General features: G+C 73.0%; 13 protein-coding genes. 5 read left to right on the forward strand and 8 right to left on the reverse strand.

Features of this window, described 5'->3' with window-relative positions:
* Positions 1-55 precede the first annotated feature (55 nt).
* The 3 genes from ACFQSB_RS32875 to ACFQSB_RS32885 form a co-directional block, all read right to left on the reverse strand.
* Positions 56-4441, reverse strand: a complete 4386-nt coding sequence (locus tag ACFQSB_RS32875) for an FtsK/SpoIIIE domain-containing protein (protein WP_380830722.1) — start codon at positions 4439-4441, stop codon at positions 56-58.
* Positions 4442-4538: 97 nt separating this feature from the next.
* The gene (locus tag ACFQSB_RS32880) at positions 4539-4832 is read right to left on the reverse strand and encodes a WXG100 family type VII secretion target (RefSeq protein WP_354851990.1); all 294 of its coding nucleotides are present in this window, start codon (positions 4830-4832) and stop codon (positions 4539-4541) included.
* Positions 4833-4920: 88 nt separating this feature from the next.
* A complete protein-coding gene (locus tag ACFQSB_RS32885) occupies positions 4921-7173 on the reverse strand; it encodes a putative T7SS-secreted protein (RefSeq protein ID WP_380830723.1) in 2253 nt (750 codons plus the stop codon).
* 194 nt (positions 7174-7367) lie between these two features.
* On the opposite strand from ACFQSB_RS32885, the gene ACFQSB_RS32890 reads away from it, so the two are divergent.
* Positions 7368-8924, forward strand: coding sequence for a LysM peptidoglycan-binding domain-containing protein (locus ACFQSB_RS32890; protein ID WP_380830724.1), 1557 nt, complete (start codon positions 7368-7370; stop codon positions 8922-8924).
* 115 nt (positions 8925-9039) lie between these two features.
* On the opposite strand, the gene ACFQSB_RS32895 is transcribed toward ACFQSB_RS32890, so the two are convergent.
* The gene (locus ACFQSB_RS32895; protein ID WP_354851998.1) at positions 9040-9600 is read right to left on the reverse strand and encodes a sigma-70 family RNA polymerase sigma factor; all 561 of its coding nucleotides are present in this window, start codon (positions 9598-9600) and stop codon (positions 9040-9042) included.
* Positions 9601-9770: 170 nt separating this feature from the next.
* Between ACFQSB_RS32895 and ACFQSB_RS32900 the strand changes: the two genes are divergently transcribed.
* The 3 genes from ACFQSB_RS32900 (at position 9771) to ACFQSB_RS32910 (ending at position 11473) form a co-directional block, all read left to right on the forward strand.
* On the forward strand, positions 9771-10412 hold the full coding sequence (locus ACFQSB_RS32900; RefSeq protein WP_380830725.1) for a class I SAM-dependent methyltransferase: 642 nt from the start codon (positions 9771-9773) through the stop codon (positions 10410-10412).
* A 121-nt stretch (positions 10413-10533) separates the two neighbouring features.
* Positions 10534-10866: a PadR family transcriptional regulator gene (locus tag ACFQSB_RS32905; protein ID WP_354926212.1), complete on the forward strand. Its 333-nt coding sequence runs from the start codon at positions 10534-10536 to the stop codon at positions 10864-10866.
* Between the two features lie 4 nt (positions 10867-10870).
* On the forward strand, positions 10871-11473 hold the full coding sequence (locus tag ACFQSB_RS32910; RefSeq protein WP_380830726.1) for a hypothetical protein: 603 nt from the start codon (positions 10871-10873) through the stop codon (positions 11471-11473).
* A gap of 167 nt (positions 11474-11640) precedes the next feature.
* Here ACFQSB_RS32910 and ACFQSB_RS32915 read toward each other — a convergent pair whose 3' ends face one another.
* Together ACFQSB_RS32915 and ACFQSB_RS32920 are read right to left on the reverse strand one after the other, a co-directional pair.
* Complete coding sequence (locus ACFQSB_RS32915; protein WP_380830727.1) at positions 11641-12528, reverse strand: SAM-dependent methyltransferase; 888 nt, start codon at positions 12526-12528, stop codon at positions 11641-11643.
* Between the two features lie 342 nt (positions 12529-12870).
* The gene (locus ACFQSB_RS32920) at positions 12871-13440 is read right to left on the reverse strand and encodes an NADPH-dependent FMN reductase (protein ID WP_380830728.1); all 570 of its coding nucleotides are present in this window, start codon (positions 13438-13440) and stop codon (positions 12871-12873) included.
* Between the two features lie 399 nt (positions 13441-13839).
* Here ACFQSB_RS32920 and ACFQSB_RS32925 point away from each other — a divergent pair, with 399 nt between their 5' ends.
* On the forward strand, positions 13840-14889 hold the full coding sequence (locus tag ACFQSB_RS32925) for an alpha/beta hydrolase (protein WP_380830729.1): 1050 nt from the start codon (positions 13840-13842) through the stop codon (positions 14887-14889).
* Positions 14890-14924: 35 nt separating this feature from the next.
* Here the strand turns inward: ACFQSB_RS32925 and ACFQSB_RS32930 are convergent, their stop codons facing one another.
* Both ACFQSB_RS32930 and ACFQSB_RS32935 read right to left on the reverse strand, forming a co-directional pair.
* Positions 14925-15227 carry a putative quinol monooxygenase gene (locus tag ACFQSB_RS32930; protein WP_380830730.1) on the reverse strand — a complete coding sequence of 101 codons (303 nt, stop codon included), beginning with the start codon at positions 15225-15227 and terminating at the stop codon, positions 14925-14927.
* A 214-nt stretch (positions 15228-15441) separates the two neighbouring features.
* Positions 15442-16023 carry a DinB family protein gene (locus ACFQSB_RS32935; protein WP_354852016.1) on the reverse strand — a complete coding sequence of 194 codons (582 nt, stop codon included), beginning with the start codon at positions 16021-16023 and terminating at the stop codon, positions 15442-15444.
* Between the last annotated feature and the right edge of the window lie 64 nt (positions 16024-16087).

Raw genomic sequence — 16087 nt, forward strand, 5'->3', positions numbered from 1 at the left:
AGGGAGATCGTCCCGGACCCGCCCCACCGCGTTCGACGGGCGGTTCGCGCCGCCGTCAGCCGGCGGGCGCCGTATACGGCGCCTGCACGGTGGTCAATGTGCCGTCTCCGAGGTGGAGCAGGCCGCGCCCCGGCTGCGGCGCGCGGCCGACCAGGCCGCGGGTGAGCCGCACCCCGATCACCTCGCCGTCGCTGAGGCCCTGCGGGGACAGCAGCATCCCGGACCGGTTCCGCTTGACCTGCCCCACCCATCCGGCGAGCCCGAGTGACAGCGCCTCGGCGTTGCCCGCCAGCACCAGACCCCAGCCGTTCCCCGCGCCGCCGCGGGCGAGCAGCGACAGGTCGGCGTCGATCTCCGACTGCATGAACAGCTCCGCGTCGTCCACGATGATCACCGCGTTGTCCTCCGGGACGTCGCCGAGCGCCGCGCGGAAGTCCGCGACCGTGACCTCCGCGTCGGTGAAGACGGCCCGCACGCCCGGCGTCCCCGCGAGGTCGCGCAGCGGCGAACGGCGCGGCGCGAGGATGATCACGCCCGTCCCCTGTTCCAGCAGCGAGCGCGCCACGGTGACCAGCGCGGTGCTGCGGCCGGTCCGGGGCGGCCCGGCGATGACGAACGTCGGGACGTCGGCCAGGTCGGGGCCGAGGGCGGTCAGCGTGTCCCCGCCGATGGCGACGAGCGGGCGCATCGGCCCGTGGGCGGCGCGCAGCGCCGAGGCGCTCTCGTAGGTGATCCGGTCGGGCAGCAGGTCCAGCCGGATCGGCCGCCGCGACCGCGGGACGTCGGCCTCGCGGGCGGTCAGCTCCCCGCCGAGGGCCGTGAGGATGGACGCCTGGGCGGTTCCCGACAGGTCGGGCCCGAGGACGGCGATCTGCACCTCGCTGGTGTCCTGCACCCGGATGCCGCGGCCCGGAGGCGGGTCGGAGGGCGCCGACCGGGAGCTGAGGCCGACCGAGGAGTAGTCGGCGCGGTCGTTCAGCCGCAGGACGATCTTGTCCTCGGTGGTGCCCGCGTACCGGCCCGAGCCGAGGATACGGTCGCCGGCCAGCACGACGTGCAGCCCCACCCCGGCGCCGTCGCGCAGCAGACGCAGCATGCGCTCCAGGTAGCTGCCGTTGTCGTAGCTGCTGAACTCCCGCTCGAACACCTCGAACCGGTCCACCATGAGCACGATGTGCGGCGGCCGTTCGCCGGGGGGCGCCATCCGCCGGTACTCCGCCAGGTCGGCCGTGCCGCGGGCGCCGAGCAGCGACTGGCGGGCGGTCAGCTCCGCGGTGAGCCGGTCCAGCAGGCGCCCCAGACGCTCGATCTGGTTGCGGTCCACGACCGCTCCGCAGTGCGGCAGCGCGGTGAGCGCGTTCAGGGCGCCGTTGCCGCAGTCGATGCCGTACATGTGCACGTCGTCGGCCCCGTGGGCGGAGGCCAGCCCGGCGGCCAGCGTGCGCAGAGTCTGGGAGCGCCCGCTGCGCGGGGAGCCGATGACGTGCAGGTGCCCGGAACGGTCGAGGTCCAGCACCAGCGGGCGCCGCGCCTGGTCGGCGGGCAGGTCGATCAGGCCGTAGTTGACCGGCGGCAGCACCGCGTCCCGGTCGTCGCGCGGCTTGGGCCCGGCGGGCGGCGCCCACTCCAGCACCTCGGGCAGCGGCGGCAGCCACGGGCTGGGCTGGGCGGGCACACCCGTCGCCCGCGCGGCGTCCGCGATGGTCCCCACCAGCACGGCGAGGTCGGTGATGGCCTCCTGCGCGTCCGCCGCGTTCTTGGCGCGGACGGCCGGCGGCAGCGGGCCGCCGAGCTCCGGCCAGCCGACGCCCCGCGCGCGCACCCTCACCTCGGTGGAGGCCACCACTGAGCCGGCCGGCCGGCGCCCGCCCACCCGTCCCGCCTGGAACGGCAGCAGCGCCGAAGGCCCGAGCCGCGCGAACGCGCGGCCGGGCGTGCCGGGGGAGATGGCGCCGGAGTCGGGCGCGTCGATGATGTCGCGGCTCTCGGTGCCGTCGGTCGTGCGCAGCGCGATCCGCAGGTTGGTGTTGGCGCGGATGTCGGCCGTCACCGCCCCGCTCGGCCGCTGGGTGGCGAGCACCAGGTGGATGCCGAGCGACCGTCCGCGCTGGGCGATGTTGACCAGGCCGGAGACGAAGTCCGGCAGTTCCCTGGCCATAGAGGCGAACTCGTCGATCACCAGGAGCAGGCGGGGCAGCGCGGCCAGGACATCGCCGCCACGCGTCCGCTTGTCCAGATAATCCTCGATGTCCTTCGCGCCCGCCTCGGCCAGCAGATGCTCCCGGCGACGCAGCTCCGCGCCCAGGGAGACCAGAGCGCGTTCCACCAGGTGGGTGTCCAGGTCGGTGACCAGACCGACGGTGTGCGGCAGGTCGGCGCACTCGGCGAAGGCGCTGCCGCCCTTGTAGTCGACCAGCACGAACGTCATCTCGTCAGGGCGGTTGACGACGGCGAGGGTGGCCACCAGGGTCTGCAGCAGCTCGGACTTGCCGGCGCCGGTCGTCCCGGCTATCAGCGCGTGCGGGCCGTCCCGCACCAGGTCCACCGAGAAGTCCCCGTCGTAGCCGGCGCCCAGGACGGCCCGCGTGCTCCGCCCCGCCAGCGCCCACCCGGCCGAGATCGCCTCGGACGTGGGCGGCTCGATGCCCAGCAGGTCCAGCAGCCGCACCGAGCCGGGAAGGGCGCTCTCGTCGGTGTCGCCGACGCCCCGCAACGGCGCGAGCGCGCGGGCGAGCCGCTCGTACCAGCCACGCTCGGGAAAGTCCACGCGCACGTTCTCCGGCGCCGCGCCCTGCGCGGTCCGCACCTGGACGCCGTCCTCCTCGACGGCGACCACCGCCGCGCACTCCTCCGGCAGCGACCGCTCCTCGCGGTCCACGCAGATCGTGTAGACGCCGACGGCGGGGCCGTCGCGCAGCAGGCCGACCACTCCGGGAAGCGAACGCGCCCGGCGGGCCTGGTTGAGGACGACGAGGATGTCGGGCGAACCCGCCGCCCCGCCGCGCTGCGCGTCCGCCCCGGCCGCCGCGCGCGACGCCACGAGCTGCCCGAGCTCGCCGATGCGGCGGGCCATCGAATCGCTGGTGCTGCCCACCAGCGCGTAGGCGTCCTCGCCCTGCGGCTGGCAGTGCGGCAGCCAGCGCACCCACGACCAGGCGTCCTCGCCGTCCGGTCCGGCCAGCACGACGATGCGCAGGTCGGACGGGCTGTGCAGCGCCGCGGCCTGCGCGGTCATCCAGCCCGCGAGGTTCGCCGCGTCCTGGCCGGCGACGCCCGTCACCCCGGAGCCGCGCAACGGGATCGCCACGGGCACCTGGGTCAGCCAGGGCGTCGTGGTGCGGCGGTACTCCTCCAGGGTCGGGTCCTCGACGCTCAGCGAGGACGGCAGATCGGCGGTGCCCACCCGCACGTCTAGGAAGTCGGGGTCGCGCCACCTGCGCTCCCACAGCCGCTCGGACGGCGACGAGGCCGTCTGCAGCAGCGACGCCGGGTCGGGCAGCGACAGGCGCAGCGCGTTCTGCTCGCGCAGCACCGCGTCATCCACGGCGGCGCGCACGCGCGCCATGGACGCCTCGTGCTCGCGCAGCTTCTCCTGATAGCTCGCCTGCGTCTGCTTGCGCCCGCCGAACTGGGTCAGCAGCGCGCCGAGCGGCGACAGCAGGGCGAGGAACACGAACGACCAGCGGCCGGTGGTCAGGATGGCGACCAGCGCGCCGCCCACCGGCACCAGCAGGATCGGCAGCAGCGGGATCGGCCGCTTCTCCAGCTTGGTCGGCGCGGTGGGCAGCCGGAACCGGCCGCCGCCTCCGGACGGCCGGAACCGCGGCGGCCGGTTGAACTCAAGGCCCAGGCCGTCCGCCGCCGGGGTCAGCGGCACTCGCCTGCTCACCGGGACGGCGAGCTCCAGCAGGCTGTCGCCCGCGGTGAGCTGACTGCCCTCCGGCCAGGTCGCCGTCCCCGACAGCTCCTTGCCGTCTAGCGACGCCTGGCCGTGCGCCGTCACCTCCACGGTGCCGTCCACCCGCACCCGCGCCCGGGCCGCGATCGGCGGCGCCCCGGCCGACAGCCGGACGCGGCAGGCGGCCCCGCCGCTGATCTCGTAGTCGCCGGGCGGCAGCCGGAAGGACGTCCCGGCCGCCGGCCCGCTGACCACGCGCAACTCGGCCAGGCCCTCAGGCTCCCGCTCCCCGGGAACGGGGACGTCGAGCCCGAGGTCCATGCCGTCACGGACACCGGCCGCGTACAGGGTGGCCGCCGGATCGACCGGCTCGGCGCCGATGTAGAGCACCGGGCCCGCCGTCCTGGCGTGGCCGCCGAGGTCGACGGCGCTCGCCAGTTCCGCGGCCAGTCGCCCCACCGGCGCGGAAGGGTCGGTGTCCACGGTGACGGCCGTGGAGACCTCCATGTCCAGTGGGGTCCGGACGCTTACGTTCAGACGCACGGTGATCGAGTCCCTTGTGCGAAGCGGACGGGTGAGGGCCGGCGGTGGCCGGCCCGGGGACGGGGCCGCCGCGGCATGGCGCCGTGGCGGCCGGCCGTCAGGACAGGTTCGAGCCGAGCTGGTCGTCGGTCTGCGAGAACGCCTCGCCGACGGCCTTCACGTACTGGCCGATGCCCTGGAGCGACTGGTTCACCGAGTCGAAGCCCTTGGCGAACTCGTCGAAGAAGGGCTGGAACTTCTGCTGCGCGGCCGGGGTGCTGTACCCCTGCGCCAGCAGGTTCTGGATCTTGCCGCGGACCTCGCTGAGCTTGTCCTGGAGCTGCGAGAAGTCGTTGAGCAGCGCCGCCGAGGTGGAGGCGGTCTCGTCGGAGTTGACGGTGAAGTTGGGCATGGTCTCTCTCCTGAACGGTCGTTGTCATCCATCCACCGAAAGGTGGCGGTCTCGTGGGGCCCGTCCGAGGCCGGCCGGGCCGATGGGGTCAGGGGGTGGCCGGTGGCGGCGGGAGGGTGTCCGGGGTCTCGGACACCGTGGGGGAGGGCGGAAGCGGTGTGTTCCGCGCCTGCGTGCTCGGCGAGGGCGGGGGCGCGTCACCGGACGACGAGGCGGTGGCGCTGCTCGGGGAGGCGGTGGCGCCGGTGGGCGACGACGGAGGTGTGCCGCCGCCCGTCCCAGAGGCGCCGCCCGTCCCGGACGCGCTGCCGGTCCCGGACGCGCCCGCTGCGCCGCCCGCGGAATCCGGACCCTGAGCCGCCACCGGAGAGGCGGGGGCGGAACCAGGGCCCGCGGCCGGTGCTGATGGAGCCGCGTCGGGCCCGGCGGCCGGTGATGAGGCCGCCGGGCCGGTAGCGGCGGTCGGAGAGGACGGCGCGGCATCGGGACCCGCGGCGGGCGAGGAGGGGCCGGTGCCGGTCGTCGTGGTCGGTGATACCGGCGGGGAAGTCGGAGTGGTGGTGGGCGAGGAGGGCGCGGCGTCGGTACCCGTGGTGGGGGAACCGGGTGCGGCGGCAGGGCCCGCGGCCGGCGATGACGGGGCGGCGTCGGGGCCCGTGGCGGGGGAGGGGCCGGTACCGGTGGTCGGAGAGGCCGGCGGGGTGGCGGGGGTGGCGTCGGGGCCCGTGGCGGGGGAGGAGGGGCCGGTGCCGGTGGTCGGTGACGCCGGTGGGGAGGCCGGAGCGGTGGTGGGGGAGGCCGGAGCGGCGTCGGGGCCCGTGGTGGGTGCGGAGGGAGTGGTGTCGGGGGGATTGGTGGACGGCGTGGTGCCGGGGCCGTTGTCGCCGGTGGTCGGGCGGGGAGTGCCCTTGGTCGGGAAGATCGAGTCGATCTTGTCGGCGATCGGGCGCTTGCCGACCGAGCCGACGGTCTTCGGCAGGACGTTGCCCGCCTCGCCGGCGATCGCCTCCTTGGGATCCGCTCCCTCGCTGATCGCGACGCCGACCTTGACGGCGGCGGACGCGCCTTCCGGGATCAGCTCCTCGGCCTGCTGGATGGCATTGTCCTTGAACGTGGGCTTGGGCGCGGCGGCGCCGGAACCGGCCGCGCCGGCGGCGGCCGGAGCGGGGGTGCCGGGGGCGTCCGGCCGGGGGGTGAAGGCGCCCCCGCCGAAGTCGCCGCCGCGGCCGGCCTTGACGCCCTTGAAGATCCCGCCGCCGACGGCGGCCGCGGCCGCGCCTCCCAGCAGGTTGCCCGCGGTGATCTCGTCGCCGTTGAGCTTCTTGACGACGGCCTCCTCGCCGACGCCCTTGCCGAACTGGCCGATGGTCCCGGTGATGAGCTTGCCGCCCGGGCTGTCGAAGGCGATGGTGAACGGCTTACTGGCGGTGAAGGTCTCGCTGATCTTGCTGATGTTGCCGGAGACCGTCTGGAAGAACCCGCCGGACTCCGCGCCGCCCTTGAACAGCCCTGGCGCGATCTTCGTGCCGACGGCGCTGATCCCCCGCCCACCGGCACGGAGCACGGATCCGCCGGGCACCAGGGCGATCAGACCCGCGGCGAAGTCGCCGAGTTTGAAGTCGCCTGTCGCTAATTGCTGGATCGTCTGGAACGCGAACAGCGCCGCGCCGAGGACGAACCCGATCACCGGGAAGAAGATCGCGACGACCGCCACGAGGATGTCGAGAAGGATCTTCACGAACGGGAAGTCCTTGAAGAAGTCCGCGATCTTCTGGAAGAAGTTGCGTTCGGGGATCGCCTTCGCCGCGGCGTCGTCCAACTCCCGGCCCGCCCGGCTGGAGGCCTGCTCGCGCAGGCTCCTGGCCTGCTCGGCGAGGCTCCGGGCGGCGGACATGGTCTGGTTGGCGGCGTTGATGCCGTCTTCCTGCTTGCGGGCCGCGTCCTTCTGTTCGTCGCTCGCGTCCGGGGGCAGGGACGGCGCGGTCTGCCCGGCCGTGCCGGCGACGGGCCCGGCCTGGTCCATCGCGCGGTCCACCTGCGACTGCGCCTCCTGGAGCTGAGAGGCATAGGTCTTGTAGGCGCTCGCGGCCGACTCGAAGGAGTCGCGAGTCTTGGCCAGTTTGTCCGGGAGGGACTTGAGCTGGGCACGCAGGGCGTCCATCGCCTTGCCGGTTCCCCGCTCGACGGCGCCGCCCTTGCCGAGGATCTGCGCGGCGGTGCTCGCCTGGTCCGCGATCTCCTGGTAGCGGTCGGCGAGTCGCCGGATCTCGTCCGGGTCACCAGGTGTCGGATCACCCGACATCCCGAGCACGTCGAAGCCCGAGGTATGCCGTCGTGCCACGTGATCCCCCCGAAGTGATGGCTCCTGTCGCCCGATACACGGGGACGGCGGACCGAAGGGTTCATGGTCGGATGGAAGAAATTCAGGTCGAACTTTCTCCCCTTCCATCACGTGTGCCCGGAAGAGGCGCAGGTCCGAGTGGACCCCGCATGACGTGAGGCCGGCGGGTGCCGTGCCGGGAATGGGTGGGCCACATGGTGAGCGGTCGGTGGGAGAGGGCGCGGCGGGCGGCCATCGTGATCCCGGCTCTGTGGGCGATCTTCTTCTCGGTGTGGACGCCGGCCACGGCGAACGCCTCCGCCGCGACCGCGGTCTTCTCCGCGACCTCCGCGCGGGACGGCGACGACCTGATCAAGGTGTACGTGGTGCGGACGGCGGAGCGGAACGGCGGGCGACCGGATTCGCTCACCGCCATCGCGGCGCGCACGCTGGGTGACGCCAACAGGGCCGGTGAGATCTTCCAGCTCAACGCCGGGCGCCCCCAGTCCGACGGATCGTCGTTGCGGGATCCGCGCGAACTGCGGCCGGGCTGGATCCTGCGGCTGCCCGCCGACGCCAACGGCCCCGACGTCCAACTCGCCCGCGAGACGAGCCCCGGCTCCGGCCAGGGGAACGATTCCGGCCAAGGGAACGGCTCCGGCCAAGGGAACGATTCAGGTCAGGGCACCGGCTCGGGCCAGGGTGACGGTGCCGGTCAGGGCAACGGTTCTGGTCCGGGGAACGGTTTCAGCCAGGGGAACGGTGCCGGCCAGGGTGGCGGTTCCGCTCAGGGGGACCAGTCCGCTCCCGTGGGCGGCTCGCCCGCCGCGAACGCCGTCGTGCTGCCGCTGCCCATCGTGCTGTCCGTGCTGGGCGCGCTGCTCCTCGGGCTGCTGACCGCGGCGATCGTGGCCAGGCGGCGGCTCCGGCGGGCGTTCGCCTGGGTCCCGCGACTGGTCCGCCGCCTCGGCGAGCCGGCCCGCCGTGCGCGCCGGCTGGCCTATCGCAGGTCGCTGGCCCAGGCCTTCGCCGGGGACGCGGAGGCGCCGCGCCGCGCCTACGCGGCGCTCTCCGAGCTGACCGGCCCGGAAGGGTACCCGGTGCACGCGATGTCGGTGGACGACGCGGGCGTCACCGCGTGGGTGGCGACCCGGGACGAACCGCCGGCGCCGTGGCGTGACCTGGGCGGGGCGCGGTGGCGGCGTCCGGCCGACGCCCCCACGCCCGCCGCCCGCCGCGCCCACCCCGCCCCCGGAACCCCGACGCCGTTGCTCGTGCGGGTCGGGGTGGACGACCAGGGCGGCAAGGTGTTCGTGGACCTCAGCCGGCTCGACGGGGTGCTGAGCGTGACCGGCGACCGTGCCGTGGCCGGCGACGTGGTGCGGGGACTGCTCGCCGAGGTGGCGCGGACCGCGCCGGCCACGCCGGTCGCCGTGCTGCCGCGGCCGGGGGCCGGGGCGGTGGCGGTGCCGGACGGCCTGCCGCGGGTCGAGGCGCCGAGGCCCGGCTCGGCGCCCGTCCTCGCGGGCGCGCGCGGCACGGGGACGCTGCGCGCGGCGGCTCAGCGCCGCCTCCTGCGGGCGTTGCTGGTGGTCCCCGGGCCGCCGACGGGGGAGGAGGCCGCGGACCTGGCCGCGTTCTGCGACCCGGCCACCGGATGGACCGCCCTGGTGTGCGGGGACGCCGACGGCGCCCACTGGCGCTGGCAGGCCCTGCCGGACGGCTCGGTCGAGATCCCCGTGCTGAACCTCACCGTGTCGGCCCCCGCGTGAGCCCCCGGCCGTGCGAGTTCGGCGGGTCAGGCGATGCCGGACGGCTTGGCGGAGACCCCGTGTCTGGTTCGGCCGCGCCGGCTTTCGCGTGAGCCCCCGGCGGTGTGAGCCCGGGTCAGGTCAGGGCGGGGGAGGGGGTGGGGCGCTCGCGTCTTCTGAGGTGGTCCAGGGCGTAGTGCTGCCGGGACTTCGCGGTGCCGACGGGGATGCCGAGGTCGTCGGCCGCCTCCCGGAGGGTGCGTCCGCGCAGGTAGGTGTGCACCAGCACCTCCCGGTGCTCCGCCGACAGCGAGCCGAGCATCTCCGCGACCGCCACCGAGGCCACCACGGCGTCCGCGTGGTCGCGCTGCGTGGGGTCGAACATGTCGGCGCCGGTCACCTCGTGCCGGTGGAACCCGCTCCTGGACCGGTCGATCACGAGGTTGCGGGCGACCGTGAGCAACCAGCCGCGGACCGACCCCTCGCCGTCGCGCAGCCGCTCGGCGTTGTGCCAGGCGCGGACCATGGTCTCCTGCACGATGTCCTCCGCCAGATGGCGATCGTTCAGGAGCTTCTCGGTGTAGGCCAGCAGGGCCTTCTCGTGCTCTCGCACGAGGGTGCCGAGATGGCGTTCCCGTGTGCCCTCCGCATTCTCCTGCGGCGCGGCCGACGGGGTGCGCGATTGGGACGTTCTCATATTCCCTTCCAGAGGGACCACAGGCCGATCCGTGGCGGATGATCGCGCCGCCACGTGGGGGCGCGCGGCCGGGGCCGTGAGCCGGGCAGAGCTTAGGTCGACGCCACTGCCGAAAAAGTGCTGAAATCGGTCATAGGGACGTTCCGCCGTGTCGGTCGGGTGGTGAGGCCATGGATTGGCGTGATGCCGGGCTGATCGGAGTCCTGTACGACGTCGGGATCGAGCACAGGTGGCTGGGCCTGATCGGCGGGCGTGCGGTGTGGGGCGCGGACCTGCGGCGCCACTACCGCGACATCGCCACGCTCGGCTCGTCGGCGGGCCGCGGAGCGCGGGTGCTCGACGTCCCGTGCGGGGGAGGCGTCGCCTTCCGGGGCATCCCCCGGGACGGCTCGTGGCGGTACGTCGCGGTGGACCTCGCGCCGGTGATGCTGCGACGCGCGCGGGCCGTCGCGGAGCGTTACGAACTTGCGAATCTCGCCCTCACGCAGGCGAGCGTGACGGCGCTGCCCTTCCCCGGCGCGACCTTCGACCTGTGCCTGAGCTACTTCGGCCTGCACTGCTTCCCCGACCCGGCCGCGGCGCTCGCGGACATGGCGAGGGTGCTGCGGCCGGGCGGGCTTCTGAGGGGGACGTCGGTGGTGCGCGGTGGCGGTCGGCGACAGGACGCGGCGATCGCGGTCCTCCGGCGCTTCGGCGTCTTCGGCGAGGTGGGGACGGCGGCGGACCTGGCGTCCTGGCTCGAAGCGGCGGGGCTCCGCGAGATCGCCGTCGACCGCGACGGCGCCGTCGCGTACTTCACCGCCCGCCGCTGACCGTCCTCGCGTGCCAGAGGCCGCGCCTGATCGTCGGTGCCGTCACCCCCGCACCCCGTCCCGGCCGTGTCGTAGGTGCCGGCCTCTTGATTGATACATCGTTTGGCGATATATATCGGATATGGCGTTGCGTGAACAGAGCTATCTGATCCTGCTGGCTCTCGCCGAGGGGCCTTCGCACGGGTACGGGGTGATCAAGACCGTGCGGGAGGTGTCGGAGGGGCGCGTCCGCCTTGGGCCGGGCACGCTCTACGGCGCCCTCGACCGCCTCGCGACCGAAGGGCTGGTGCGCGTGAGCGGCGAAGAGGTCGTCGACGGCCGGCACCGGCGCTACTACGAGCTCACCGGTCCGGGCGAGGAGCTCCTCACCGAGGAGACCGCGCGCCTGGTCCGGCTGGCCGCCGGCGCACAGCGGCGGCTCAACCTGCGTGCCCAGCCAGGGATGGGGGTGTGATCGAGTGGACGCCTACGAGCGCGCCGCACGGCGGCTCATGTTGGCCTACCCTCCGCGTTTCCGCGAGTACCGCGGCGACGAACTGCTCTCGACGCTGCTGGACCTGGCCGAGCGCGGCCAGACCCGGCCGACTCTGCGCGACTCGCTCGACGTGATTCGCGGTGGGATCGCGCTTCGTCTACGGGAGCATCCCCGGCCCGGCCCCTGGCTGCGTTACGTCGTTCTGGGGCAGCGTCTGCCATTCCACTATCGGTGGTGGGCCCGTGATGATCTGCTGGAAGGAGGCCGCGCGTGGCGCGCCACCAAGAGCGCCATTCGGACGTTGCTCTTGCTCTGGTCGCCGAGTCTGCTACCGGGACTCCACCCGAGCACGTGGTGGGCGTTGCCGGTTGGGGTGTTGGGGCAATGGATCTTGCGGTGGGCGCTCGATGATCGTCAGCGGCGCAAACTGCTGGCCCTGCACGAGTTTCGTGCGGACGGCACGCCCATGCCGCCGGTGCTGCCCCGGCCGGACCAGCGGGTGTTCGGGATACCCGCGTCCGACGAGAGGGCGGCGGGCCGGGGCGTGACCGCTGGGAGATGGGGCCGGCGTCGACCCGGCCGGTGACCTCGTTCCGCGTGGCCCGTCCGAGCCGCGTGGCCCGTCCGAGCCGCGTGGCCCGTCCGAGCCGCGTGGCCCGTCCGAGCCGCGTGGCCCGTCCGAGCCGTGTGACGACGCGGACGGGCCACGCGACGGGCCATGCGGAGGGTGACCGGAGGAGGAGGTCCGGCGGGTCAGGACTTGTAGGCCACGCCGCCGACGCAGGCGACCTCGGCCGCCTGCTTCCACAGGCCCGGGTCGACGCGCCACCGGGACACCGAGACGATGCCGGGTTCGAGCACGGTGAACCCCTCGAAGTAGCCGGCGATCTGCTCGGGGCTGCGCGGGGTGTAGCCCACGACGTCGGGCCCGGCGTTGTGGCGCCGCAACGCCTCGACGTACGACGGATCGGTGTCGGCGCCGTCGTAGAGCGCCAGGTAGCTGCCCGAGGGCAGGGCGTCCATCAGCCGGTTCACGATCGAGCGGGCCTCGTCGTAGTCGGGGACCAGGCCGAGGATGCCCATCAGCATGAGCGCTGTGGGCTTGGTGAAGTCGAGCGTCTTGGCCGCCTCCGCCAAGATGAGCTCAGGGTCGCGCACGTCCGCCTCGATGTAGTCGGTCGCCCCCTCCGGCGTGCTGGTCAGCAGGGCTTGGGCGTGCACCAGCACCAAGGGGTCGTTGTCGACGTAGACGATGCGCGACTCCGGGGCCAGGCGCTGGGCGACCTCATGGGTGTTGTCCACCGTGGGCAGGCCGGTGCCGATGTCCAGGAACTGCCGGATGCCGGCCTCGTCGGCGAGGAAGCGCACCGCGCGGGTGAGCATGTGACGGGAATGTCGGGCGATGTCCACCATGCCGGGGAAGACTTCGCGGACCTTGTCCCCGGCCATCCGGTCGACCGGGTAGTTGTCCTTCCCGCCCAGCAGGTAGTTCCAGATGCGGGCGGAGTGCGGGACCGAGGTGTTGATGCGCGGCGGCGCCGGACGCTCCAGGTCGTCCGGCGCGTTGGCCGGGACCTCCGTCTCGGCTGCCGGGAGCTCTGTCTCGGACGCGGGATTCGAGGGGGTGCGGTCCTCGGCCATGGGGAAGCCTCCTGCATTGCGTTGGTTCTGCTCGGAGGGTACGCCGGTCGGAGCGCGGTGGCGTACGGCCCGCACGGGCCCGTGCGACCCGTACGGGACGACCCCCAGGTCAGCGCGGCAGAAGGAGGAAGAAGCCCGGAAAACGCGAGATCCCCGGGCGAGGGCCCGGGGATCCGGCGAGGCGGCGACCGGGCCGCCTCGCCGATGTCCGTCCCCGGTCCGGGTGACGTCCGTCGCGGCTGAGGCGATGTCCGTCCCCGGTCGGGGTGACGTCGTCGCGGTCAGAACGGCGTCCGTCCCGGGTCGCGGGTGACGTCGTCGCGATGGGGCGGTGCGACCCGTTCAGGCGGCGATCGGCCGGCGCAGCGAGGACAGCGCCTTGCTCCAAGCGACGACCTGGTCGAGCATGGTGTCGACGGCCGGGGTGTGGTATGAGGCGGGCGCGAACTGGCTGTAGTTGACGAAGTCGGTGATCAGCGACAGGGCCACCTGGGCGCGGACGTCGGCCACCTGCAGTTCGCCCATGATCAGGCGCAGGTGCTCGACCGCGCGGGTGCCGCCCGCGCCGCCGTAGCTGACGAACCCGGCCGCCTTGTTGTTCCACTCGCCGTAGAGGAAGTCGATGGCGTTCTTCAGCGCACCCGAGGTGGAGTGGTTGTACTCCGGCGTGACGAAGACGTAGCCGTCGAAGGAAGCGATCTTGGCCGCCCACGCCTTGGTGTGCGCGTTGGCGTACTGGCCCATGGAGGGCGGAATCGCCTCGTCGAGGTGCGGCAGGTTGTACTCGGCGATGTCGACCAGCTCGTACTCGGCGTCGTCGCGGTGCTTGGCGATGTCGTAGACCCAGTTGGCGACGGCCTCGCCGTTACGGCCCGGACGGGTGCTGCCGAGGATGATGGCGATCTTGGTCATGGTGGTCCGAATCCCTTGTCTGTCTGCTTCGTGGCCGATCGGCCCGTGGTTGCCAGGACGCTCTGAGGCGGCTGATCCGCACATCATTGACGTGTCAGAAGTTGCTGCGAGGAATAAGCTACCCAGCAAATGATGTCACGTCAACAAACGATGGATAGAGCCTATCGTGCCTGGTGGACAGCATGAAGACGACCATGGTGCGGCGTGAGACGGCATCCAGGAGGCGGCTGGAGCGAGCGTCGATCGCCTGGCGAGCGAAGAAGGGAATGCCGGGCGGCACCCGCCGCTTGGGAGGTATGCCGAGTTGAGGAGGCCCGGTGCGGGAGTGGGTGACCAGAAGGCGGGGAGGCGCGCCAGGGAGGTTCGTGATACGCATGTGAGGGCCTAAGGAGGATGCCGATGTTGCCCTGGCAGGCTGACCTTGCGGGACGGCTCGACGAGCACGTGTTCGACAGCGAGCTGTTGCGCGGGAACCCGCTGAAGGACCCCCACCAGCGACCCCTGTGGGTCTACGTGCCGCCGGGCTACGACGACGAGCCGGAGCGGCGCTACCCCACGGTGTACGTCATCCAGGGCTACACCGGTCACGTGGCCATGTGGCGCAACCGCACGCCGTTCCGGCTGCCGTTCCCCGAGGCGGCCGACCATGTCTTCGCCATGGAGCAGGCCCCGCCGGTGATCGTGGTCTACGTGGACGCCTGGACCGGTTATGGAGGCAGCCAGTTCGTCGACTCGCCGGGCACCGGCCGCTACCACTCCTACCTCTGCGACGAGATCGTGCCGTGGGTGGACGCGCACTACCGCACCCTCGCCGGCCGCGACCATCGCGCGATCACCGGCAAGTCCAGCGGCGGCTTCGGCGCGATGATCACCCCGATGCTGCGCCCCGACCTGTTCGGCGCCTTCGCCACCCACGCGGGCGACACCCTCTACGAGTTCTGCTACCTGCCCGAGTTCGCGGACGCCGTGCGCCACCTGCGGGCCTACGACGGCGACATCGGGCGATGGTTCGACGCCTTCCTCGGCCGCACCGCCTTCACCGACCCGGCGGACGGCACGCTGCTCGGCGTCCTCGGCTGCTCGTCGGCGTTCTCGGCCGCCGAGGACGGCACACCCGAGCTGCCGTTCGACCCGCGCACCGGGGTGCTGCGGCCGCAGGTCTGGCAGCGCTGGCTCGACTGGGACCCCGTGCGCATGGTCCCGAAGTACGCCGAGGCCATGCGCTCGATGTGCGCGGTGTGGATCGACGCGGGAACCCGGGACGAGTTCAAGCTCGACATCGGCGCGCAGGCGTTCCGGGAGGCGCTGCTCGCCCACGGCGTCTCGGAAGAGATCATTTGCTTCGAGCTGTTCGACGCCGGCCACGGCGGCATCGACTACCGCTACACGCTGTCACTGGCCTGGCTGGCCGAGCGACTCCAACCCGGAACCACCCCGCCTACCTCGTAGCGGCACACCCCTGAGCCGAAGCGGCACTTCGGCGGTCAGGTCGGCAGTTTGGCGGCGAGGACGTCGACCCGTTCGACGGTCGGCGGCCGGACGAAGAGCTCGTCCGCCCTTTCCATCAGGGTCGCCGCCACCCTGCCGCTCAGGTGCGCCTGCCGCCCGGTGTCCTCGGTGAAGGCGTTGAAGATGCCGTACGTCGCGCAGTTGATGCGCAGCGCGAACCACATCGGCGGATCGGAGTCGTCCTCGATGCGGCCGAGGCTCTCGCGCAGGAAGCTCTCGATCTCCGCCTCTTTGCCCGGCCGCGCGTGGACGCGCACCAGCAGGCCGACGGTCAACATCGGGCATCCCTCCTCCCGCTGGCCCGTGCTCCGGAACGCCTTCTCCGTCATAAGGTCCTACCCGGCGTAGGAATACGACGAACAACCATAAACCGGAAGTTGCCCGCCCTTGGCGGGATCAGGGACGAGCAGGGGAACCCCGGGCCGGGTCACCCGGACGCCGGGCACCAGACCGGTGGAGAGCCGCGTTCGGTGAACGTATGTGCTCACCGCACTAGGCGTGGTCGGTGGGGGGTTTCCAGGGCTGGAGCCAGGGGGTGGCGGGCCAGCCCTCGGCGGCGGCCATGAGCGGGAACGCGGCGGCCCCGTCGATCGACTCGCGCACGATGTCGGCGTGGCCCGCGTGCCGTGCCGTCTCGGTGATCAGGTGGAGCAGGACCCAGCGGACCGACCACGCCTCGACGTCGTCGGGGAACCACGGCACCCCCTTGGGCACCGGGACGGCCTGCCCGAGATCGGGGATGCCGGCGATGGCGGCCTCGGTCTCCTTGGCCACCTGGTCGTACAGGTCGAGGACCTCCGCCAGCGTCTCGCCGGGCGCCAGGCGGAAGTTGGCTTCGTACTCCTCCTCGGAGTCGCCGCCCGGCCGTTGGAGCACCATGGCGACCCAGCCGCGCTCGACGGTGGCGGCGTGCTTGATCAGGCCGCCGACGCTGAGGGAGGAGGCCGACGGGGTGGCCCGCGCCTGCTCCTCGGTGAGGCCGTGGGCGGCGAGGCGCAGCACGTACCTGTGCTGGGCGAGGAAGGCGAGCAGCCCCTCGCGCTCGTCCGCGATGGGAGGAACCTGTCCGGGCATGAGAAGTACACCTCTCGGCAGAGCGGCGGATGGGAACGTCGCGCGCGACACTCGCATCATCGCA

Source organism: Sphaerisporangium rhizosphaerae, assembly GCF_042665155.1.
Lineage (GTDB): Bacteria > Actinomycetota > Actinomycetes > Streptosporangiales > Streptosporangiaceae > Sphaerisporangium > Sphaerisporangium rhizosphaerae.